This is a genomic window from Nocardia sp. NBC_01503 (assembly GCF_036327755.1).
Lineage (GTDB): Bacteria > Actinomycetota > Actinomycetes > Mycobacteriales > Mycobacteriaceae > Nocardia.
This window is the reverse complement of the sequence record NZ_CP109596.1, coordinates 8057259-8078943: the sequence shown is the minus strand read 5'-3', so window position 1 is coordinate 8078943 and position 21685 is coordinate 8057259. Positions and strand designations below refer to the sequence as shown.

Genomic DNA, 21685 nt, shown 5'->3' with positions numbered 1-21685 from the left:
GAAACGCCGAAGTCGCAAGTCGCTTCCGCGTGCCTTCGGAACTCGTCGGTGGGGGCGCTTAGTATGTCTGCGTGTCAGCCTCGTCGGGATCATTCGTCCATCTCCACAACCACACCGAGTACTCGATGCTCGATGGCGCGGCGAAGATCACGCCTCTGTTCAAAGAGGCCAAACGGCTGGGCATGACCGCCGTCGGCATGTCCGACCACGGAAACATGTACGGCGCCTCGGAGTTCTACAACTCCGCCAAGAAGCTCGAGATCAAGCCGATCATCGGCATCGAGGCGTATATCGCGCCCGAATCCCGCTTCAACACCAAGCGCGTGCAGTGGGGCGATCCCTCGCAGAAGAGCGATGACGTCTCCGGTTCGGGTGCGTACACGCATATGACCATGGTCGCGGAGAACGCGCAGGGGCTGCGGAACCTGTTCAAGCTCTCCAGCCTCGCCTCCATCGAGGGTCAGCTCGGCAAGTGGGCGCGTATGGACGCCGACATCATCGCCGAGCACGCGGCCGGAATCATCGCCACCACCGGCTGCCCCTCGGGCGAGGTGCAGACCCGCCTGCGCCTGGGTCAGGAGCGCGAAGCCCTCGAGGCCGCCGCCAAATGGCAGGAGATCTTCGGCCCGGAGAACTTCTTCCTGGAGATCATGGATCACGGCCTGTCCATCGAGCGCCGTGTTCGCGAGGGTCTGCTCATGGTCGGCAAACAGCTGGGCATTCCGCCGCTGGCCACCAATGACTGCCACTACGTGCACGAGTCCGATTCGGGCAATCACGAAGCGCTGCTGTGCATTCAGACCGGTAAGACGCTCTCGGACCCCACCCGCTTCAAGTTCGACGGCTCCGGCTACTACCTCAAGTCCGCCGAGGAGATGCGCGCCATCTGGGACGCGGAGGTCCCCGGGGCCTGCGACAATACGGTGCTCATCGGTGAGCGCGTGCAGCCGTATGACGATGTGTGGGAACACCGCGACCGCATGCCCGTCTTCCCGGTCCCCGAGGGCGAGACCCAGGGCAGCTGGCTGCGTCACGAGGTGATGGAGGGGCTGAATCGCCGCTTCCCCAAGGGCATTCCGGGCGACTACCTGCCGCGTGCCGACTTCGAACTCGACGTCATCATCGAAATGGGCTTCCCGGCCTACTTCCTCATCGTCGCCGACCTCATCACCTACGCCCGCTCGGTCGGCATCAATGTCGGCCCGGGTCGTGGTTCGGCCGCCGGTTCGCTGGTCGCGTACGCGATGGGCATCACCAATATCGACCCGATCCCGCATGGTCTGCTGTTCGAGCGGTTCCTCAACCCCGAGCGCGTCTCCATGCCCGATATCGATATCGACTTCGACGATCGCCGCCGCGGTGAGATGGTCCGCTATGCCACCGATAAGTGGGGCAGCGACCGCGTCGCCCAGGTGATCACCTTCGGTACGATTAAAACCAAAGCGGCGCTGAAGGATTCGGCCCGCGTCCAGTTCGGCCAGCCCGGCTTCGCCATCGCCGATCAGATCTCCAAGGCGCTGCCGCCGCCGATCATGGCCAAGGATATTCCGCTCTCGGGCATCATGGATCCCGAACACGAGCGGTACAAAGAGGCCGCCGAGGTCCGCGAGCTCATCAATACCAATCCGGACGTCAACAAGATCTACGAGACCGCCCGCGGCCTCGAGGGCCTGATCCGCAATGCCGGCGTGCACGCCTGCGCGGTCATCATGTCGTCCGAACCGCTCACCGACGCCATCCCGGTCTGGAAGCGCGCGCAGGACGGCGCGATCATCACCGGCTGGGACTACCCGTCGTGTGAGGCCATCGGCCTGTTGAAGATGGACTTCCTGGGCCTGCGCAACCTGACCGTCATCGGTGACGCGCTGGTCAATATCAAGAACAACCGCGGTATCGACCTGGACCTGGACACCCTGCCGCTGGAAGATCCCGCCACCTACGAATTGCTCGCGCGCGGAGACACTCTCGGCGTCTTCCAGCTCGACGGCGGCGCCATGCGCGATCTGCTGCGCCGGATGATCCCCACCGGCTTCGAGGATATCGTCGCCGTGCTCGCGCTGTATCGCCCCGGCCCCATGGGCATGAACGCGCACAATGACTACGCCGACCGCAAGAACGCGCGCCAAGAGGTCAAACCCATCCATCCGGAGCTCGAAGAGCCCCTGAAGGACATCCTGCGTGATACCTACGGCCTGATCGTGTATCAGGAGCAGATCATGCAGATCGCGCAGAAGGTCGCCGGGTACTCGCTCGGCCGAGCGGATATTCTGCGCCGCGCCATGGGTAAGAAGAAGGCCTCGGTCCTGGAAGCCGAATTCGAGGGCTTCGAAAAGGGCATGATGGACAACGGCTTCTCCAAGCCCGCCATCAAAGCGCTGTGGGACACCATTCTTCCGTTCGCCGGTTACGCGTTCAACAAATCGCATGCCGCGGGCTACGGTCTGGTCTCCTTCTGGACCGCCTACCTCAAGGCCAATTACCCGGCCGAGTACATGGCCGGTCTGCTCACCTCCGTCGGCGACGACAAGGACAAGGCCGCCATCTACCTGGCCGACTGCCGTCGCCTCGGCATCCAGGTGCTGCCGCCGGATGTGAACGAGTCCGAAATCGAATTCGCCTCCGTCGGTGGCGATATCCGCTTCGGTATGGGCGCGGTCCGCAATGTCGGCGCGAATGTGGTCTCCTCGATCATCGCCGCCCGTAAGGAGAAGTCGAAGTTCACCGACTTCTCCGACTACCTGAACAAGGTGGATGCGACGGCCTGCTCCAAGAAGGTCACCGAATCCCTCATCAAGGCAGGCGCTTTCGACTCGCTCGGACATCCGCGCAAGGGTCTGCTGCTGGTGCACTCCGATGCCATCGACGCGGTCATGTCGACCAAGAAGGCCGAGGCCATCGGCCAGTTCGATCTCTTCGGCGGGCTGGACGACGACGATTCCATGGCGAGCGTCTTCAATGTGAAGGTGCCCGACGAGGAGTGGGAGTCCAAGCATAAACTCGCCCTCGAACGCGAAATGCTGGGCCTGTACGTCTCCGGACATCCGCTCAATGGCGTCGAGCATGTGCTTGCGGCGCAATCGGATACGGCGATTCCGACGATTCTCGAAGGTGATGTCAAGGACGGCCAGCAGGTGACCATCGGCGGTATCTTCGCCAGCGTCACCCGCCGCGTCAATAAGAACGGCCTGGCCTGGGCCTCCGCGCAGCTGGAAGATCTCAGCGGTGGTATCGAGGTGCTGTTCTTCCCGCAGTCCTACTCGGTCTACGGGATGGATGTCACCGAGGACGCCATCGTGCTGGTCAAGGCCCGCGTCTCCGCGCGTGACGATCGCATCTCGCTGATCGCCAATGACCTTGTGGTGCCGGACCTTTCGCATATCGGTGTGGAGAAGCCGCTGTCGGTGATCATTCCGACCCGGCTCTGCACCCCGGATAAGATCGGCGCGCTCAAGCGGGTGCTGAACAGTCACCCCGGCACCGCGGACGTCATCATCAAGCATGTCGGCTCCCGCGAACGCACCACCACCCTGAAAGTGGCCGACAACCTGCGGGTTTCACCGTCTTCGGCGCTCATGGGCGATCTCAAGGCACTACTCGGCCCGGGCTGCCTGGCGAGTTGAGCCTCCCCGGGTTTTCCCGGTCCCGGCGGTAGGGTACGAACAGACGCTCCTTCGCAGCACGGCGGGATGGCCCTTCGTCTCGGCGGGAGGTTCCCTCGTCGTCTCGGCGAGGAGAGTCCCCCGTCATCCCGGCGAGGAGAGTCCCCCGTCATCCCGGCGAGGAGGGTCCCCGTCGTCCCGGCGTGCTTTTGGGCCGGGATCCACCGAATTCGGGACCGAAAGGATATCCGTGGTGGCCTTGCGGCGCGTTCGACTCGTGGCCGCGCTCGCGGCCATCAGCCTGCTTGCCGCGTGCGGGCACAGCGGTCCGCATTCGGTGGGGAGCGCCCCGGCGCCCCAGTCGGCCCCGGGTGCTCCGCCCGCACCCGGCCCGCCGTCCGCCCCGGCCGTGGTCGCCGCCACCGCGAATGGCTTCACCCTGCGTGGCCAGCCCTGGTGGCCCGCGGGATTCAACGGCCCACAGCTCGCCACCCGGTATTCGATCAATTTCGGGTGTGGCGCCGAGGTCGATCTGGACGACTTCTTCGGCAGGGTGCCGGAGCATTCGCTGACCCGTTTCGCCATGTTCCAGGCGCTGGCGGTCAATAAGAACACCGGTGCGCTCGACTTCGGCGCGGCGGACGCGGTATTCGCAGCCGCCGAGCGGCACGGCCGGATGATTCTGCCGGTGCTGGGCGCGCAGACCGGCGACTGCGGTGACGAGACCTTCAAGCAGCGCGATTGGTACGTGGACGGCTGGAGGAAATTCACCACGATCCACGGGCGTTCGGTCATGAGCTTTCAGGACTGGCTGATCACCGCCATCAATCGCTGGCGTGCCTCACCGGTGGTGGCCGGTTGGGAACTCATCGGTGAGCCGGAGCCGAGCATATGCCTTAGTACCCAATGTGATCTGCGGTTGCGGACCTGTCCGGCGGACGCCGCGCGGGTGCTGCGCGCGTTCATGGACGAGGCCGGGAAGATCCCGCGTGAACTCGATCCCGGGCGGCTGATATTCGCCGGTTATGTCGGCGGCAGCCAATGCGGTACCGCGGGAGAGGATTTCCGCACCGTCAGCTCCTCGCCGAATGTGGATGTCATGGAGTACCACGACTATTCCGAGTCGGATTTGCCCTTGCCGGGCGGACCCAACAACGGTCTGGCTCGTCGGCTGATTCAGGCGCGGGAGCTGGCGAAGCCCTTGCTGATCGGCGAGATCGGCGAACACGCCGGATCCTGCGAAAGCCTGCCCGATCGCCGCGAACGCATGGACCGGCGTATCTCCGGCCAGCGCGATGCCGGTGCGGCCGGAGTGCTGATCTGGGCCTTCGTCCCCGATCCCCGCGCCGATCAGTGCACCTACGATGTAGGGCCGGATGATCCACTCTGGGAATCGGTTGACCACTTCACCACGCTCGGCTGATCAGCTCCCGATGATCCGGTACAGCCGCCAGTTCGGCTGTCCGGCACCGTCATTGGGAATCTCCAGCTCCAAGGTGGCGATCTGCGCACCGTTCTCGTACATGCTGGGATAGCGCCGGTTCACCGCATCGGAGCTGCCGCGACCGGTATTGGGCACCGCCAGAATGTATTTCGCGCCGCGCTCCAGCGGCCGATTCAGCACTCGCACGAAATCGCGATCCGAGGGGATCACGAAGCGATCGGGCTTCTCGGAGGCCACCAGCACCGCGAACCCGTACACGGTATCCATCACCACCGCACCCGGCGGCAGATCCAGGGCGTCCAGATAGTCGGCCAGCCGCCGCTCGGTGCGGAAGGTCGCGGCAATGCGGACCCCATCGTTGTATTTGGCGGACACATTGTCCGGGTTCGGGAAGACCGCCGCCCCCAGCGCGTACTCCTGCACCGCCATGAGCTGATTGTTCATACCCAGCGCGGTCACCGGGAGCGCCGCGAGCAGCAGCGCCGCCGCCGACCCCGCGCCGATGAGTGACCCGGCGGACCGCACCCGGACCGCGGGTTCGGGTATCTCGGCCGTCACGGTGTCGGCGTACTTGCCGAGTCGCTTACTCGGCGGGAACCCGTGCGCGGGCGCGATGAGCAGCGCCAGTATCGCCGCGAACGGAATCACCGCCACATAGAAGCGCAGGAATGCGAAGGTGGAACCCGTTGCGTAACTGAGCATCTGGAATGCCAGCACCGACCCGAACAGCAGCATCGGCACCGCCACCGGTAAATCCCCGCGCCGCACCGCCAATGCCCCGGCGATCGGAAGCAGCAACGGCAGCAGTGGAGCCAGGATCAGCATGGCTCCGAGCGAATACTCCAGTGCCGCGGTGATACTGCCCGATGCGCTCGCGCCCGACTGCGCCAGGATCGCGGAATTGCCGTACTGCGAGGTGAATTGCTGGAACGCCTCTCCGGTGATCAGCCAGCTGGTGGCCGCCCACACCACGAACGCCAGCGCCACCGGGGCGCTCACCAGCACCAGATCCATTGTCGCCCCGGCGAACCGATACTCGCCATGCCTCCTGCGGTGATAGCTCAGCGCGAAGACCAGCAGCCCCGCCGCGGCGGCCGGGGCGAGGGCGTCGTACCGGGTCAGGTACCCGAGCCCGAGCGCGATTCCCGCCGCCACCAGGTCGTGCACCCCGTCGGTGCGCACCCAGCGCATGAGCCGCCGCACCGCCCAGCACAGACAGAACAGGAACAGCGCCTCGCTCATCCCGTTGCCGCCGTAGACCAGCACCATCGGATTCATAGCGAACAACACCGTAATGACGACGCGAAGCCATTGCGGTGCACCGCGATCCACGCCGATGCCGTACACCACGGTCACCGCGCCCGCCATGAACAGCGCCGTCATGAGCACCCCGGACAATCCCCAGCGGGTGATCGCGGGGGAGAGCGGCGCGACCACCACGAACGGCAGTTGCGCCAGCGCGGTGAGCGGTGTGAAGACGAATCCGATCGCGGACAGGTGCGGGTCTCGGCTGAACAGCGCCGACTGGGTGGCCGACACCCGGCTCAGCGCATCGCCCATCAGATACCCGCGCCCGGCGGTGAGCAGCAGACCCGTGCACAGATACAGCACAGCCGAGACCGCGAAGATCAGCCGGGGGACGCGCTTGCCGATCATTCGGCCGTCTCCTTCGCGGTGCCCAAACCGTGAAAGGTCTTCTCCCAGTAGGACGGATTGCGCACCAGCTGCCAGCATCCCTTGGTGGCGGCGACGGCCATCAGCAGCCAGTACGCCGGTGACAGCAGACAGGCCACCAGCAGATCCGGCCGGTCGTTCTCCCGGCAGGCGACCAAGTTCATGTACACCGTCGCGGAGTTGCCGAGCACCAGGGCGATGAGCGCCGGGAAGTAGACCGCCGCCGGGAAGATCCGCTCGATGAGCTCCGGCTGGCCGAAGATCCAGGTCATGGTGATGAACCAGAACAGCAGATTCAGACATGCGATGATCGGCGTCCCGGCCAGGATGAGCGTGAAGCGCAGAAAGCTGACCGGACCGATCTTGCGCCACAGCTGGATCGGTCGCCGCACGTGCACCAGCCAGCTCTGCAGATACCCCTTGTACCAGCGTGAGCGCTGCCGAATCCAATTGATCGGATCCGGATTGGCCTCCTCGAGGGTGGTGGAGTCGATGACGGCCGTGGAGTATCCGCGCGCGGCGATGCGCACCCCGAGATCGGCGTCCTCGGTCACGTTGTACGGATCCCACGCACCGATATCGATGAGCACATTGCGGCGGAAGTGATTCGAGGTGCCGCCCAAGGGAATCGGCGCACTGCTGCGCATCAGACCGGGCAGCAGGAAGCTGAACCACAGTCCGTAGTCCATGGTGAACCAGGCGGTCAGCAGATTCTGCCGGGCATTGTGGAAGGCGAGTTTGGCCTGTACGCACACCACCGAGCGCGGCAGCTCCGCGAAGGCCGCCACCACCCGGCGCAGTTGCAGCGGATCGGGAATGTCCTCGGCGTCGTAGATGGTGACGATATCCCCGGTGGCCGCGTGCAGACCGTAATTGCACGCCTTGGGTTTGGTGCGCGGATCGGCCGCGGGCACCAGCACGATGGTGATGTGTTCGCTTCCGGCGGTACCGATTCCGGCGGCGCGGGCGGCGTCGATGGTGGGGGCGTCGTCCTCCTCCAGCAGCAGCAGCGCCTGCATCCGGTCGCGCGGATAGTCCAGACCGTTCAGGGCGGCGATGAGATCGCCCACGACTTCGGGCTCGCCGTAGGCGGGGACCAGAATGGTGTAGGGCGGCAATTGGTCCTCGGGCAGGGCGAGTGCGCGTTCATCGGACACCGTGAGAATGGCGTCGCGGGCCATACCGCGGGTGAAGATCAACACCCGATCCGCGAGCACCGCGATATATCCGAGCGTGCACACTGCCATCAGTACGACCAGCGTGGTGAGCGGTGCCAGGACCGCGCACACCAGCATGATCCCCACCGCCGCGAAGACCGTATTGCGTTGCCACGGTAGGAAAGCCACCGACGCCGAGGCCATCGGATCGTTCTCTCGCAGTCCCTGTACGGCGGTGCGCAGGGCGTGCTCGCGCTCCGCCGGGGTAGCCAGGCCGACAAGCTCGCCGGTCATCCACCGGCCCCCAGTCGCACGATCTCGCGGGCGACGGTGATCAGCATCTGGCCGTCCTTGATATCCGTATCATTGTCGCCGACACCGGAATCGGGGTCGAGAGTGACGGCATTGCCGCGCAGGAACTGGTGCGTGAGATTGCTGAAATTGCTGCCCGCCCAGGGTTCGGGCTGCGGAAAGTCGGCATCGGGCAGGTGGTTGTCGGCGGCGATCAGGCTGACCCGCTCGGCTCCGTCCGCCCCCTGCCAGTTCCAGCTCAGCCAGGTCCAGCTCAGCAGTCGCTGGTCATCGAGAACCGAGGTGAGCCGCGCGGAAACCCCGTGCCCCAAATCGATTCGAAAGCCCGGTGTGACGCGCGGCTGGATCAACCTGTACATGGTGAACTCCGGATACCGGTCCACATTGTGCGGGCTGTCCGAGCGCACGATATCGACCATGATGCGCCGCCGCCGGGATTCCTTGTCCCACTCCGGATTACCGCGCTGTGCGCGAATCTGCTGCCGCACCCAGGTGGTGCCCGGACCGTAGAATTTCCGGGCCCACGGATACTCGCGCTCGCTCAGCAGCGTCCAGCCCGGCGGCACTGCGGGGGCCTGCGCGATGTCGAGCCCGGGAACGGCCGGGCTGGGCAGCTTGTGCTCGGCGGGCAACGGAATGAGTGCGAACAATCCGGCCGCCACCACCGCGGCCACCGCCGCGCTGCGGGACTGGGCCGCGGTGAGCGGGCGGACCGGCCGGTTCAGCGGCCGCACGGTCGCCCACCCGCGGTGATACAGATACATGACGGCGCACGCCACGAACATCGCGACCGCGGGCGGGATCAGCTGATCGATCAGTTGCGGTGCGTCCGGGAACCGGACCTCGAGCACGGTCAGCGTCAAAGCCCCGGCCCCGGCGGCGATACCCGCCCCGGTCAGTGCCCGTCGCCAGGTCCGGCCCGTCGCGATGGCCGCCGCGATGACCGCGAACACCAGCGCCACAACACCTTCGGCGAGGTTGCTGCCGCCCGCGGCCACCACCAGTCCGCGATAGAACACCGGAAACCCCGCCAGGAACAGCAGCCAGGCCGGCCAGAACCGGAACACCGGCCGCAGCCCGAAGACCAGAATGCTCACGCTCATCAGAAACAGCGGCGCCGCGAGCAGATCCAGGTGCAGCACCTCGTACTCGTAGCGGTACCGCAGCACCAGCAGACCCAGCAGTGCGGCGGTGCCCGCCAGTCCGAGCAGCCCCACGATGATGTCCGATTGCCGGTCGTAGATGGGCAATTCGCCCCGGTGCCGCAGGGTGATGCCGATGGCCGCGAAGAAGGCCAGCACCGGCAGCGCGAAGACGTATCCGATATCGGAGCCCTGCCGGACATCCTCGATCAGTTCGGCCCACAGGTGCCAGAACGCACCCACCGTGCACGCGAGCACGAACAGCAGGCGCAGCCCGGTCCGCCACTGGACGGTGTGCCACCACGGCACGGACCGCGGCGGCGGGGAAGTCTCCAGGATGGCTGTCATCGAAGCGCGTCAGCGGGTGCGGCGACGTCGCAGCAGGATGACCGCGCCGGCGAGTACACCCACCGCGAGGAGTACTCCGCCCGCCACAGCGAGCGTGTGCGCCAGCGGAATTCCGGCGTCGTCGTCGGCTGCCGCGGCTGCCGCGGCCTCGGCCGTCCCGGCGAGCGGATCGAAGAGTTCGGGCTCCCGGTCACCCGCCTGCAAGAGCACCGGACCGGTCAGCCGGAACGAACGATCCGGATCGGCCACCAGCCAATTCAGCAGTCGATCGAGATGCTCGGGCTCGTCCGGCGAGGTCGCGACGATGACGGTGCGCCGCCCGCTCCAGACGACCTGGAGCGAGCCGAAGGAGATAGGCGGCTTCAGGTCGATCCGCGACTTCAAATAGGCGTCGTCGCCGTAGACGACAAGCGTCTCTCCGTTGCGGCTCAGCGGCAGCGTCGGAACCTCGGGGCCCCGACCGCTCGGGACCACGAGTACGGCGGGCAACGCAGTGTTCACGACCTCCTCGACCGACACCAACTCGGGTCGCAGCGGCACCGCGGTCAGACGCTGCATGGCGATGAGAACCTGTGCGGCCCTGACGGTATCGGCGAAGCCCGGGGTCTCCAGCCCGACCAGTACGCGCGGCAGCAGCGCCTGCGGTACCGCGCCGAAGCCCGCCGGAACCGGTGGTTTGGCGAGCTCCCCGCGTACCTCACCCGCCGGATCGATGGTGAGGGTGACCGGCTGCTCCAGTCCGCAACCGTGGGTGAGTCCCGCCTGCTGCAGGGTCACCGACACCGTCGTGAAGCGCGCCAGCAGATCATCGGGGATGGTGACCCACTGATTGAACGCCCCGGACGGCTCGACCGGCCAGGCGGCGATCTGCCGATCGCCGATGGTCACCGCGAGCTGTCCGTTCAAGGTCTCCGGAAGTGGAGTGTGATTGCCGTGCAGATGAATTCGTACACCCTTCGACGGCCGCCCGAGCCGGGTCTGATCGATGGCGAAATCCACCCGCACATCGCCGATGGTGGTCGCGCTCAGCGTGCCCTGCCCGAGCTCCTGGAGTGTGGTGGTGTCCGGGGCGAGCTGCGGTGCGGCGGGCAACCCCACCGCGGTAGCCGCCGAGGCAATGGCAGCCTTGGCCAAATCGCTGGTGAGCAAACGGATCTGGGTCGGCAGCGACTTCGCGTCACCGGAGACCGTCAGCACCGGCGCCGGACCGCCGGTCACCCACAGCCCGGGATCGGAGCCCTCCCGCACCACGATCTGCCGCTCCAGGAAAGCCGGCGGATGATCGGGAAGCGGTGTGCCCGAATCAATTCGGCGAATATCCACGGCCACCGGTTGGCGGGTGTACCGCGCGATCACCGCCGTGCTGAGCGACAGCACACCCGCGCTCTCGACATCGGTGGGGTTACCGGGCAGATAAATGGTCAAGCGCCCCAGCGCCGGTGGCAGGAACTCGGCCACCGTGGTCGGTTGCGCCTCCTCGCCGAAGTAGACGACCGAGGCGTCGGTGAGCGTGGCGGGCCTGCCGCGCCAGTCGTCGACGCAGATACCGGGTTCGGGCACCAGCGACGAGGTCAGCGTGACGGTGACGGCATTGTTCTCCACCTCCGCCCCCAGCAGCGAAATGCGCACCGGCGCACGGGGATCTGTCGGCAGCATGACCCGATCGAGGAAGCGATCGCCGGAGCGCGCGTCCAGGGTCGCCCGCACCACATTCGGCGGCAACGCCATCGTCCCCACGATCGCGGTCGGTGCGAGCCCGGGCAGAATCGGCAGGGTCAGGGTCACCTCGTGCTCGCGGCCCGGGAACTCCAGGGTTTTGCCCATGCCGAGACCGGGCAGTGCGATCGGATGATCCACCGGTTCGGCCAGCGCCACGGCAGGCACCGCTGTCACGGTGAAAGCCGCTGTGAGCAAAGCGAGTACAGCTGTCGCCGCACGCACACTCATGTATTGGTCTCCTGTGAGGGGTCGCGCGCCGCCCTTACAGCCAGGTCGGGTCGCCGAAAACCGCGCCACTGTCGTCTACTTCGGCAGATTTGGCGTAGAGATAGGTGTACTGGCGGATCGCCACCGGTCCGGTGCACTGATTGACCGCGATATGGAAGTCGCGAATCACGATCTGAACTTCCTTGCCCGGCATGAGGTCCTTCTCCGCGACCGGAACATCCTTGACCTCGCCCGGACTGAGATTGACACTCAGCGGCGTCTGCACATTGGGCCCGATCACCGCCAACCCGAGACCGGGATCCGGAACCACCGGAATATTCACGGTGGGCGCGTAGACCTGTGGAATCGCGCCGACATTCCCATTGAGCAGATTCACCGCGCAGCCGACGTGATACCCGGTCTTGAGCTGTCCACCGGCCACGCCATCGAGTCGGCCGTAAGCCACCGTGCTGACCAATGCCTCACGCGAAGTGCCGACCTGGTTCAGCGGGGCGATGCGATTGACCGATTCGGTGCGATTGCCGACGGTGAAGCTCCCGATGGGGGAGGCGAAGGTGCGCTCGTGTGCGGCCAGATCGACGACATCGGCCTGACTCGGCGGCGCGGCGCACAGCATGATCCCGCTGGCGAGAATGAGCATCCCGAACGGTTTCGACCGCATGCCGATAAAGGTAATAGAGAAACCGCATGACTAGCCCGTATGACACGGACCGACTGGTCGCGATTCGGATAAGACGTGATTCAGGAAAGGCGCGGACCCGGTCGCACCACCGCGACAATCCACCGCACGGCCATCGCGGTGGCTCCCACCAGTACGGCGGTCTGGGCCGAACCGGTGACGAGCAGCAGTACCAGGGCGATGAGCACTCCGATGGCCAGCGCCTCCAACTTGAAGACCGGCCAGGCCGTACCCGCGATATTCACGGTCGCGAGGCGCGCGCGGGGGCGCCGCATCTGCGTTGGGTGAACCACTGCCATTCAGTCAGGCTACCCGCAGCCCGAAAGTTCGGGCAAACGAACTTTCTGTCGGACGCGCCACAGCACCGGGAAGAATCGACCCCCGGGGAACATGGCCGAGCCCGCGGGTGTTAGCTGGGTCATGCCACTTACCGGAGAATATGAACCCAGCCCTACCGCTTGGGCCCGTGAGCAGGCCGAGCTGTACGAAGGCTCGAACGGTGCCGAAGGCAGCGTTATGCAAGGCAAACCCATCATCCTGCTCACCACGCGCGGTGCGAAGTCCGGCAAGCTCCGCAAGACCCCGCTCATGCGGGTCGAACACGATGGTGAGTACGCGGTCGTCGCCTCGCTCGGCGGCGCACCCAAACATCCCGTCTGGTACTGGAATATCAAGGCCGATCCGCATGTCGACCTGCGGGACGGCGCGGTGGTGAAGGATTACACCGCCCGTGAGGTCACCGGCGACGAGAAGGCAATCTGGTGGAAGCGCGCCGTCGAGGCGTGGCCGGACTACGAGAACTACACCAAGAAGACCGATCGCGAGATTCCGGTCTTCGTGCTGACCGAGCGCGACTGACATTCGTCGTTTCCGTCCCTTACGCCGACCGGGTTCGCCCGGTCGGCGTATTGCTGTCCGGACCGGCTCAGTAGCATGTGTCGGGTGTCGGATCCGCTAGTAGTCGCAGAGAAAGTATCCAGTCACGTGCCCGAGTTGAGCGCGGACGAAATCGATGCCGCCGCCAAGCGAATCTCCGACATTATCGAGCCGACGCCGCTGCAGCGGATCGCGCGGTTGTCGGCGGCGACGGGTGCCGAGGTCTACCTCAAGCGTGAGGACCTCACCGCCGTGCGCTCGTACAAGCTGCGCGGGGCCTACAACCTCATCATCCAGCTCAATGCCGCCGAACGCGCCGCCGGCGTGGTCACGGCCAGCGCCGGAAACCATGCCCAGGGTGTGGCTTTCGCGTGCAAGGCGATGGGGATCCACGGCCGCATCTACGTCCCGAGAACCACTCCCAAGCAGAAGCGTGATCGAATCCGCGTGCACGGCGGCGAATTCGTGCAGTTGATCGCCATCGGCGATACCTATGACGCGGCCGCCGCGGCCGCCGCCGATGATGTGGCGCGCACCGGCGCGACCATGGTGCCGCCCTTCGATGATCCGCGCACCGCCGCGGGTCAGGGCACGATCGCCGCGGAGTTCCTGGAGCAGCTCGACCGAGCTCCGGATCTGGTGGTGGTGCCGGTGGGTGGCGGTGGCTGCCTGGCCGGAATCAGCACATATCTGCGGGAACGGTCGCCGGGCACCATGATCCTGGGCGTCGAGCCCGCGGGCGCGGCCTCCATGACCGCGGCCCTGGTGGCCGGGGGACCGGTCACGCTCCCGGAGATCGATCCCTTCGTCGATGGCGCGGCCGTGCGCCGGATCGGCGCTGTGCCCTATACCGCGGTGTCCAGGCTCGGCGGCGGGGTGCGCTCGCACGCCTCGCTGCCCTTACTGACCGCGACCGAATCCGGTAGTGGCGCAGGCGCTTTCCGCATGATGACCGTCGACGAGGGCGCCATCTGCACCGCCATGCTCGAGCTCTATCAGAACGAGGGCATTGTCGCCGAGCCCGCGGGTGCGCTGGCCACGGCGGCGCTGCGCGATATCGAGATCGCGCCGGGCGCGACCGTGGTGTGCCTGCTGTCCGGCGGCAATAACGATGTCTCCCGCTACGGCGAGGTCATCGAGCGCTCGCTGGTGCATCAGGGGCTCAAACACTATTTCCTGGTGGACTTTCCGCAGGAGCCGGGCGCGCTGCGGCGCTTCCTGGACGAAGTGCTCGGACCGGACGACGACATCACCCTCTTCGAGTACGTCAAGCGCAACAACCGGGAGACCGGGGCGGCGCTGGTCGGTATCGAACTGGGGTCGCCGGAGGGTTTGGAGCCGCTGCAGAAGCGGATGGATGAATCCCCGATTCGCGGCGAACGCCTCGATCCGGGTTCGCCCGCGTACCGCTATCTGACCTGATCGACGCGATCCCGGGCAGGACGGGGAAGCACCCTGCCCGGGACGGTCGTTCGCGATCCACCCCACTGGGATCGCGGGTTCGGGGGATTTCAGATGGGCAGCAGATAGCCCGGGCCGGTCGGGCGAATGAGCTGCGGCTCACCGAGTTTGCGGTCCAGCCGGTGGATGACATCCGCCACACTCGCCGCCGACGGTGTCGCACTGCAGTATTCGGCGTTCTCGGTGCGACTGACCATGGTTCCGGCGCGGGCCGCGAGCAGCTCCAGTGCGCAGAACTCGGGCGAGGTCATGGTCAGCAGTACGCCATTGCGCTGCACGCGCCGGCGCAGCCGATCCACCACCAGATCGCCGACGGTCAGCACCGGTACGGGCGAGCGGGGGCGGCGGCCGCACAGGGCCCGCACCCGGGCGGCCAGTTCACTCAGGGAGAACGGTTTGGCCAGGTAGTCGTCCGCGCCACTGGCATAGCCCTCGGTGCGATCCCGCGGGCTGTCGCGGGCGGTGATGACCAACGCCGGGGTGCGATGCCCCGAATCCCGTTGCCGCCGGATCAGATCCAGCCCGTCGTCATCGGGCAGTCCGCGATCGACGATCAGGCAGTCGTAGCGGCGTGCACCGCAGCTGGGCCGGGCCTCGGCGAGATTTCGGGTCAGGTCGACGATGAAACCCGCCTCCCGTAATCCGGCGGCGACTCGATCGCCCGGATCGTCATCGTCCTCGCACACCAGAATCCATATGCTGTGGGGCGTCATCCGATCGTCGGGCATACGGCAACGGTGCCATCCCGATCATGAACGAATTATGAGCGATCGTCGTATGACCGGCCGCTGTCAACGCCGCCGCGCGTATCGTCCGCGCCGGATTCTCCGAAGTCGGGGTTAACGCGTACGTGCAGTTCATGCGATGAATCCGAGTAGTCCACTACGCAAGAGACCCGATGCGCGCAGCGGGAGGATCTGTTCATGAAAAGACTTGTGGTGTGCTGTGACGGCACCTGGAAGGCCGAATCGTCCACGACGGTCTCGAACATCGTCAAGATCGCGCAGACCGTCTGCCATACCGGCACGGACGCACAGGGCGAGGCCGTCGGTCAGCGCGTCTATTACATCTCCGGTCCGGGGGCGCGCGGATTCACCACCGATCGATTGCTCGGCGGTGCCTTCGGGCTCGGTTTGGAGGCCAATCTCTCGGCCGCCTACTGGCAATTGGCACTCAATTGGGAGCCGGGCGACGAGATCTTCATCTTCGGCTTCAGTCGCGGCGCGTACACCGCGCGCAGCCTGGCCGGGATGATCAACCGCCTCGGCATCCTCACCTACAAGGCCATGATCGACGGCAAGTACCCGGACGCGCTGCAGATCTACCACACCCGCAAGGCCGACCCGGATGATCCGGATCCACCCGAATGGGCCGAATTCCGCAGGGAAAACTGCCATTCCGAACCCGTGGTGATCAACTTCCTGGGCGTCTTCGACACCGTGGGAGCCATGGGCATTCCCGGGATCACCGCCTGGCGGCACCGCTTCCACGATGTGCGGCTGTCCAATACCGTGCACTGTGCCCGGCAGGCCCTGGCCCTGAACGAGCGCCGTCGCGCCTTCGAACCGTGCCTGTGGGAGGTCCCGGTCGAGATCGGGCACAAGTTCCGCCGCACCGATAGGGTCAAACAGGTCTGGTTCGAGGGTGTGCACAGCGATATCGGCGGCGGCTACCCCGAATGCGCGCTCTCCGATATCGCCCTGCACTGGATGATCCGCGAGGCCGAGGCCGAGGGCCTGCGCTTCGACCACACCCGCCTCACCACCCTGCGCGAACACTGCCCCCACCCGCCGAAAAAGCATCTACTGCTGCACAATTCGCTGGGCCCGGCATTCCGGCTACTCAATTTCATTCGCCTACTGCGTAATCCGCGCAGTCCCCGCTTCTACTGGGATTCCTGGCGCCGCATTCTCACCCCCACCGATCAGGCCAGCTATCTGGCCTCCTCCTCCGCCCGGCGCGCCCGGGACTACCACCCCGACAATCTCAGGCGCTGGCATGAAACCCTGGTCGGCCCCATCCCCGCCGCCCTCATCGAACACACCGACCTGGGCCCACTCGACACCCCGGAACCGGAGTCGGAGCCGACCGCCGAAGTGATGAGGGAAGCGGTGTAGTCGCCCGGTGAGGGCGCGATTCGCAGCGCACCGAAGCAGTTTTCCCGCGTTCGAACGGGTTCAAACATGCCCGTAACCCGCCGAACGACCTTCAGATACCGCGAATCTCGTTGTGTCGCCGGTATCGTCGCAACGCATGACGAAAAAGAAGCCCATCGGCCTCCTTGTCGGTGCGTTTGTTTGCGCCACAGTATTCACTTTGAATCCGTCCGCGGCCTGGGCCTCGGGTGATACCGGGCCCGCCGCTCCGGTCCCCGGGGGCGGCCCCGGAAAGTCCCTTCCCGCGGGTGCGGCCCCGGAAAGGGTGGTCCCGGCCCCCGAGAAGATTATTCCGGCCCCGCCGCCGGGTGCGGGCGCTTGGTGCCCGACCCTCTGAAACCTATTCCCCTCATCGCACCAATAGCGCCACAGGCAACCGGGCGAACAGCTTCTCCAATCGCGATCGCCCGGAGAATGTATGGCCGGTCAGTCGGTCGGTCCAATGGCCCTGTGGCAGGTCGAGTACGGTATCGCCCCACCCGCCGGCTTCATCGAGCCGAATGCTGTGCCGGGTGACGGCGACGATTACCTCCGGTGTCTCGCCATTGCGCCCGCGGGCGTAGGAGATGAGATGTTCGGCGTGGTCACCGGAGGCGAACAATGGCGTATAGGTGCCGCCGACAAAACATTCGGGCCGTTCTCTTCGCAGCCATAGCGCATAGGCCACTATCCACATTTTCACCGCACCGGTGGGGTCCAGATCCGGTGTCCCGGTGAGCGATTGCAGTAGTAGTGAGCGGTGGGTGAAATCGACGGGTCTGCGATTGTCCGGGTCGACCAGGGAGTCCTCCCAGAGTTCGCAGCCCTGGTAGATATCCGGAATTCCGGGCCCGCAGAGTTGAAGTAGCTTCTGCGCCAATGCGTCGGTCCAGGCGTGTGTCGCCAGATCGGTGACGAATTCCCCCAATTCGACACCGACGGGGCCGTCGATCACCGTGTCTATCCACCGATGCACCGAATTCTCGAATTCGAGATCCGGCTCCTCCCAGGAGGATTGGGTCCCCGCCTCACGAATGGCCTTCTCCGCGAACTGATGTACGCGTTCGCGGAAGCCCGGCACGATTCCGGCGGGTCTGCCGTCCGCGGGCCACGCGCCGTACATGTTCTGCAGCAGGAACAGTGCGGTCGCGCCATCGGGTCCGGGGGCGATCTCATGCCACGCGGTCACCGACCGCGCCCAGATATCGGGCACCTGCGACAGCATGCCGATGCGCGCCCGGGTGTCCTCACCGCGCTTGGTGTCATGGGTCGAGAGCGTGGTCATGGTGGCGGGCCAGCGTGCGGCCCGCTCGGCATTGGCGAGATGGAATTCGATGACCGAACTGCCGAAGCGCCTCGGATCCGAGCCCATCTCCTGGAGTGAGGCCAGTCGCGCCGCGCGGTAGAACATGGTGTCCTCCACGGCCTTCGCGGTGACCGCCCCGCCGACCTGATGGAAGCGGGTGGCGGCTTCTCCCCGAACGGCGAGCGCGGTGACCAGCACCTGCAGTGGCGCGGTGAGTTCGCTGTTGCGCCCGGCCACCTCGGCCACCACCCGGCCGATGGTTCCCGCCAGCGGCGCGTAATCGGCGCGCGCGACCGGCATATGCGAGAGCACCTCGATGGTGGCATTGGTCAGCGCCATGGTGTCGAAGGCGTCCGCGCGCGCATCGCGTTTGACGGCCGCGACCAGTCGCCGCACCTCGGGCACCAACATGGTCTCGGCCACGGCCCGCTTGATCCGATGCTCATGCTCCTCGAACCAGACCCGGTCGCTGCCGTGCCCGGTGAACTGCCGGGACAGATCGGTGAGGATCTTCTCGCCATCGGGATCGATGAGCACACCACCGATATCGCCGAGCGCGTCGTAGCCGGTGGTGCCGTCGACGGGCAGTCCGGAGTCCAGGGGTTCGCCCTGTGCGAGCACCTTCTCCACCAGCAGCAGTCGCGCCGGTCCGATGAGTTTGCGCAGGCGCGTGAGGTATTCGGTGGGGTTGGCGAGCCCGTCCGGATGGTCGACGCGCACCCCGTCGATCAGATCGTGTTCACACCAGGCGGCGAGTTCGCGGTGGGTGGCCTCGAAGACCACCGGATCCTCCTGCCGCAGCGCCGCCAGCCCGCCGACGGTGAAGTACCGCCGATAGCCGCAGAGCCCGGACTTCCAGTTCACCAGCCGATAGTGCTGCTTGTCGTGGATGCGCAACGCGTTCTCACCGTCGGTCCCGGGTGCGATCGGGAAGCGCATATCGCGCAGCGCCAGCATGGGTTCGAGTCCGGCCCGATCCACCGACAGCGCCGCCGGATCGTTCTCATTGGCGAGCACCGGGAGCGCGAGCCGACCGCCCGCGCCATTGGCCGGACTCCAGTCGATATCGAAGTAGTGCGCGTACTTCGATTCCTTACCGTGCGTGAGCACATCCCACCACCACGGGTTCTGCCGTGGATCGGCGACGCCGACATGGTTGGGCACCAGATCCACGATCAAACCCATACCGCGCCCGCGCACCTCGTCCGAGAGCGCTTTGAGCCCGGTCGGCCCGCCCAGCGCCGAGGCGACGGTGGTCGGGTCGGTGATGTCGTAGCCGTGCGTGGAGCCGCGGGTGGCGGTGAGTACGGGGGACAGGTACAGGTGCGAAATCCCCAGTTGCTGCAGGTATTCGGCGATGCCTCGGGCATCGGCGAAGGTCAGTGCGTCGGGGCGCAGCTGCAGACGATAGGTGCTGCGCACGGGCGTCTGCCGCGCGATGGGGCCGGTGTGATGTTCGGGCGTGCTGGTCATGGCCTTCTGAATCATGCCGTACGGCGCAGGACGAGGAGACAGCGTGCGGGCACTGCCATGGTGGACGAGGCGGGAAACTGCTGGTCGTGCGCTGCCGCACCGGTGGGTGTGGAGCAGTCCAGCTCCACCGACCAGACCGCGCCGTGTTCGGCGGGCGGGAGGGTGAAGGCGAGGTCGGCGTCATGGGCATTGAAGCAGAGCAGGAACGAGTCGTCGCCGATGCGCTCCCCGCGCGGCCCTGGTTCGCGTATCCCGTCGCCGTTGAGGAAGACGGTGAGCGAGCGACCGAAGCCGGTTTCCCAATCGGCATCGGTCATTTCGGCCCCGGCGGGGGTGAACCAGGCGATGTCGTCGGGATGGTCATGGGTGGTCGCGGGCCGTCCGTCGAAGAACCGCCGCCGCCGGAACACCGGATGCGCGGTGCGGACGGCGACCGCGCGGCGGGTGAATTCGAGCAGTTCGGTATTGGTATGCATGAGGGACCAGTCCATCCACGACAGCGGTGAGTCCTGACAGTAGACATTGTTGTTGCCGCCCTGGGTGCGGCCGAGTTCGTCACCGTGTAGCAGCATCGGGGTGCCCTGGGAAAGCAGCAGGGTGGCAAGCAGATTGCGGCTCTGCCGAGCGCGCACGGCCAGAATCTCCGGATCGTCGGTGGGGCCTTCGACGCCGCAGTTCCAGGAGCGGTTGTAGTTCTCGCCGTCGCGATTGTCCTCACCGTTGGCGTCATTGTGTTTGTCGTTGTAGGACACCAGATCCGCGAGGGTGAAGCCGTCGTGTGCGGTGATGAAATTGATACTGGCGCTGGGGCGGCGGCCGGTGGCCTCGTACAGATCGGAGGAGCCGGTGAGCCGAGAGGCGAACTCGCCCAATGTGGCCGGTTGTCCGCGCCAGTAATCCCGCACGGTGTCACGGTATTTGCCGTTCCACTCGGTCCAGGCGACCGGGAAATTGCCGACCTGATAGCCGCCCTCGCCGACATCCCAGGGTTCGGCGATGAGCTTGACCTGGCTCACCACCGGATCCTGGTGCACCAGGTCGAAGAAGGTGGAAAGCCGGTCCACATCATGCAATTCGCGTGCCAGGGTGGCGGCCAGATCGAAGCGGAAGCCGTCGACATGCATCTCGAGCACCCAGTAGCGCAGCGAGTCCATGATCAGTTGCAGGGTGTGCGGATGCCGCACATTGAGGCTGTTCCCGGTGCCGGTGTAATCCATGTAGTGCTGTGGATCATCGTCCACCAGACGGTAATACGCGGCATTGTCGATACCCCGGAGGGACAGCGTCGGCCCGAATTCATTGCCCTCGGCGGTGTGGTTGTAGACCACATCGAGAATCACCTCGATGCCCGCGGCGTGCAATGCCCGCACCATGGCCTTGAATTCGGTGACGGCCGCACCGGGGGTCTTGCTCGCGGCGTACTCCAGATGCGGGGCGAAGTAGCCGAAACTGTTGTAGCCCCAGTAGTTTCGCAGTCCGCGATCGAGCAGGACGCGGTCGTGCAGGAACTGGTGTACGGGCATGAGTTCGACGGCGGTGATACCCAGGCTCCGCAGATGCGCCACGATCGCCGGATGCGCCATTCCGGCGTAGGTGCCGCGCAGCTCCGGCGGCACGTCCGGATGTGTGATGGTCATACCCTTGACGTGGGTCTCGTAGATGACCGTCTCGTGGTACGGGCGTTTGGGCGCGCGGTCGTCGGCCCAGTCGAAGAACGGGTTGATGACCACACCGGTCATGGTGTGCCCGAGGGTGTTCTGTCCGTAATTGTAGGGTGCGGCATCGGCCCCGAAATCGCCCTCGAACGCCTTGCCGTAGGGATCGAGGAGCAGTTTGCTCGGATCGCAGCGCAGCCCGCGCGCGGGATCGAAGGGCCCGTGCACGCGGAAGCCGTAGCGCTGTCCCGGGCCGACTCCGGGCAGATAGGCATGCCAGACATATCCGTCCACCTCGTCGAGGGGGATGCGCGTCTCGCGATCGTCCACGCCCAGTAGGCAGAGATCGACCCGCTTGGCGACCTCGGAGAAGACCGAGAAATTGGTGCCCGCGCCGTCATAGGTGGCGCCCAGTGGATAGGCGGTTCCCGGCCAGACACCGAGCGGTGCCGTATCGGTAGTCGCGGGAGCCATGCC

At 65.9% G+C, this 21685-nt stretch carries 14 protein-coding genes; 5 read left to right on the top strand and 9 right to left on the bottom strand.

Features of this window, described 5'->3' with window-relative positions; genetic code table 11:
- Positions 1 to 71: 71 nt before the first annotated feature.
- Together dnaE and OHB26_RS37390 are read left to right on the top strand one after the other, a co-directional pair.
- A complete protein-coding gene (gene dnaE / locus OHB26_RS37395) occupies positions 72 to 3620 on the top strand; it encodes a DNA polymerase III subunit alpha (RefSeq protein WP_330181957.1) in 3549 nt (1182 codons plus the stop codon).
- A gap of 229 nt (positions 3621 to 3849) precedes the next feature.
- A complete protein-coding gene (locus tag OHB26_RS37390) occupies positions 3850 to 5022 on the top strand; it encodes a beta-mannosidase (protein ID WP_442942807.1) in 1173 nt (390 codons plus the stop codon).
- Here the strand turns inward: OHB26_RS37390 and OHB26_RS37385 are convergent, their stop codons facing one another.
- The 6 genes from OHB26_RS37385 to OHB26_RS37360 form a co-directional block, all read right to left on the bottom strand.
- On the bottom strand, positions 5023 to 6699 hold the full coding sequence (locus OHB26_RS37385) for an ArnT family glycosyltransferase (protein ID WP_330181955.1): 1677 nt from the start codon (positions 6697 to 6699) through the stop codon (positions 5023 to 5025).
- Positions 6696 to 8168 (bottom strand): glycosyltransferase, encoded by a 1473-nt coding sequence (locus tag OHB26_RS37380; RefSeq protein WP_330181954.1) that lies wholly within the window; start codon positions 8166 to 8168, stop codon positions 6696 to 6698. Before OHB26_RS37380 ends, OHB26_RS37385 begins: the two co-directional genes overlap by 4 nt.
- Positions 8165 to 9676, bottom strand: a complete 1512-nt coding sequence (locus tag OHB26_RS37375; RefSeq protein ID WP_330181953.1) for a hypothetical protein — start codon at positions 9674 to 9676, stop codon at positions 8165 to 8167. Before OHB26_RS37375 ends, OHB26_RS37380 begins: the two co-directional genes overlap by 4 nt.
- Positions 9677 to 9685: 9 nt before the next feature.
- Positions 9686 to 11623 carry a hypothetical protein gene (locus OHB26_RS37370; RefSeq protein ID WP_330181952.1) on the bottom strand — a complete coding sequence of 646 codons (1938 nt, stop codon included), beginning with the start codon at positions 11621 to 11623 and terminating at the stop codon, positions 9686 to 9688.
- Positions 11624 to 11657: 34 nt separating this feature from the next.
- Positions 11658 to 12284 carry an MspA family porin gene (locus OHB26_RS37365; protein WP_330181951.1) on the bottom strand — a complete coding sequence of 209 codons (627 nt, stop codon included), beginning with the start codon at positions 12282 to 12284 and terminating at the stop codon, positions 11658 to 11660.
- An 80-nt stretch (positions 12285 to 12364) separates the two neighbouring features.
- Positions 12365 to 12601 (bottom strand): hypothetical protein, encoded by a 237-nt coding sequence (locus OHB26_RS37360; protein ID WP_330181950.1) that lies wholly within the window; start codon positions 12599 to 12601, stop codon positions 12365 to 12367.
- Between the two features lie 121 nt (positions 12602 to 12722).
- On the opposite strand from OHB26_RS37360, the gene OHB26_RS37355 reads away from it, so the two are divergent.
- Positions 12723 to 13160, top strand: coding sequence for a nitroreductase family deazaflavin-dependent oxidoreductase (locus OHB26_RS37355; protein WP_330181949.1), 438 nt, complete (start codon positions 12723 to 12725; stop codon positions 13158 to 13160).
- Between the two features lie 75 nt (positions 13161 to 13235).
- Positions 13236 to 14600, top strand: coding sequence for a threonine ammonia-lyase IlvA (gene ilvA, locus OHB26_RS37350; protein ID WP_330181948.1), 1365 nt, complete (start codon positions 13236 to 13238; stop codon positions 14598 to 14600).
- Positions 14601 to 14689: 89 nt separating this feature from the next.
- Here ilvA and OHB26_RS37345 read toward each other — a convergent pair whose 3' ends face one another.
- On the bottom strand, positions 14690 to 15367 hold the full coding sequence (locus tag OHB26_RS37345; protein ID WP_330181947.1) for a response regulator transcription factor: 678 nt from the start codon (positions 15365 to 15367) through the stop codon (positions 14690 to 14692).
- 195 nt (positions 15368 to 15562) lie between these two features.
- On the opposite strand from OHB26_RS37345, the gene OHB26_RS37340 reads away from it, so the two are divergent.
- Positions 15563 to 16756, top strand: a complete 1194-nt coding sequence (locus OHB26_RS37340) for a DUF2235 domain-containing protein (RefSeq protein ID WP_330181946.1) — start codon at positions 15563 to 15565, stop codon at positions 16754 to 16756.
- A gap of 388 nt (positions 16757 to 17144) precedes the next feature.
- Here OHB26_RS37340 and treY read toward each other — a convergent pair whose 3' ends face one another.
- Together treY and glgX are read right to left on the bottom strand one after the other, a co-directional pair.
- Positions 17145 to 19553, bottom strand: a complete 2409-nt coding sequence (gene treY, locus OHB26_RS37335; protein ID WP_330181945.1) for a malto-oligosyltrehalose synthase — start codon at positions 19551 to 19553, stop codon at positions 17145 to 17147.
- An 11-nt stretch (positions 19554 to 19564) separates the two neighbouring features.
- The gene (glgX, locus tag OHB26_RS37330; protein WP_330181944.1) at positions 19565 to 21682 is read right to left on the bottom strand and encodes a glycogen debranching protein GlgX; all 2118 of its coding nucleotides are present in this window, start codon (positions 21680 to 21682) and stop codon (positions 19565 to 19567) included.
- Positions 21683 to 21685 lie beyond the last annotated feature (3 nt).

Coding starts and splice junctions, on each gene's coding strand:
- OHB26_RS37360 (WP_330181950.1), bottom strand. CDS start 12,601: ATGGCAGTGGTTCACCCAACGCAGATGCGGCGCCCCCGCGCGCGCCTC.
- OHB26_RS37340 (WP_330181946.1), top strand. CDS start 15,563: ATGAAAAGACTTGTGGTGTGCTGTGACGGCACCTGGAAGGCCGAATCG.
- OHB26_RS37345 (WP_330181947.1), bottom strand. CDS start 15,367: ATGCCCGACGATCGGATGACGCCCCACAGCATATGGATTCTGGTGTGC.
- OHB26_RS37365 (WP_330181951.1), bottom strand. CDS start 12,284: ATGCGGTCGAAACCGTTCGGGATGCTCATTCTCGCCAGCGGGATCATG.
- glgX (WP_330181944.1), bottom strand. CDS start 21,682: ATGGCTCCCGCGACTACCGATACGGCACCGCTCGGTGTCTGGCCGGGA.
- OHB26_RS37355 (WP_330181949.1), top strand. CDS start 12,723: ATGCCACTTACCGGAGAATATGAACCCAGCCCTACCGCTTGGGCCCGT.
- treY (WP_330181945.1), bottom strand. CDS start 19,553: ATGACCAGCACGCCCGAACATCACACCGGCCCCATCGCGCGGCAGACG.
- ilvA (WP_330181948.1), top strand. CDS start 13,236: ATGTGTCGGGTGTCGGATCCGCTAGTAGTCGCAGAGAAAGTATCCAGT.
- OHB26_RS37370 (WP_330181952.1), bottom strand. CDS start 11,623: ATGAGTGTGCGTGCGGCGACAGCTGTACTCGCTTTGCTCACAGCGGCT.
- OHB26_RS37380 (WP_330181954.1), bottom strand. CDS start 8,168: ATGACCGGCGAGCTTGTCGGCCTGGCTACCCCGGCGGAGCGCGAGCAC.
- OHB26_RS37375 (WP_330181953.1), bottom strand. CDS start 9,676: ATGACAGCCATCCTGGAGACTTCCCCGCCGCCGCGGTCCGTGCCGTGG.
- OHB26_RS37385 (WP_330181955.1), bottom strand. CDS start 6,699: ATGATCGGCAAGCGCGTCCCCCGGCTGATCTTCGCGGTCTCGGCTGTG.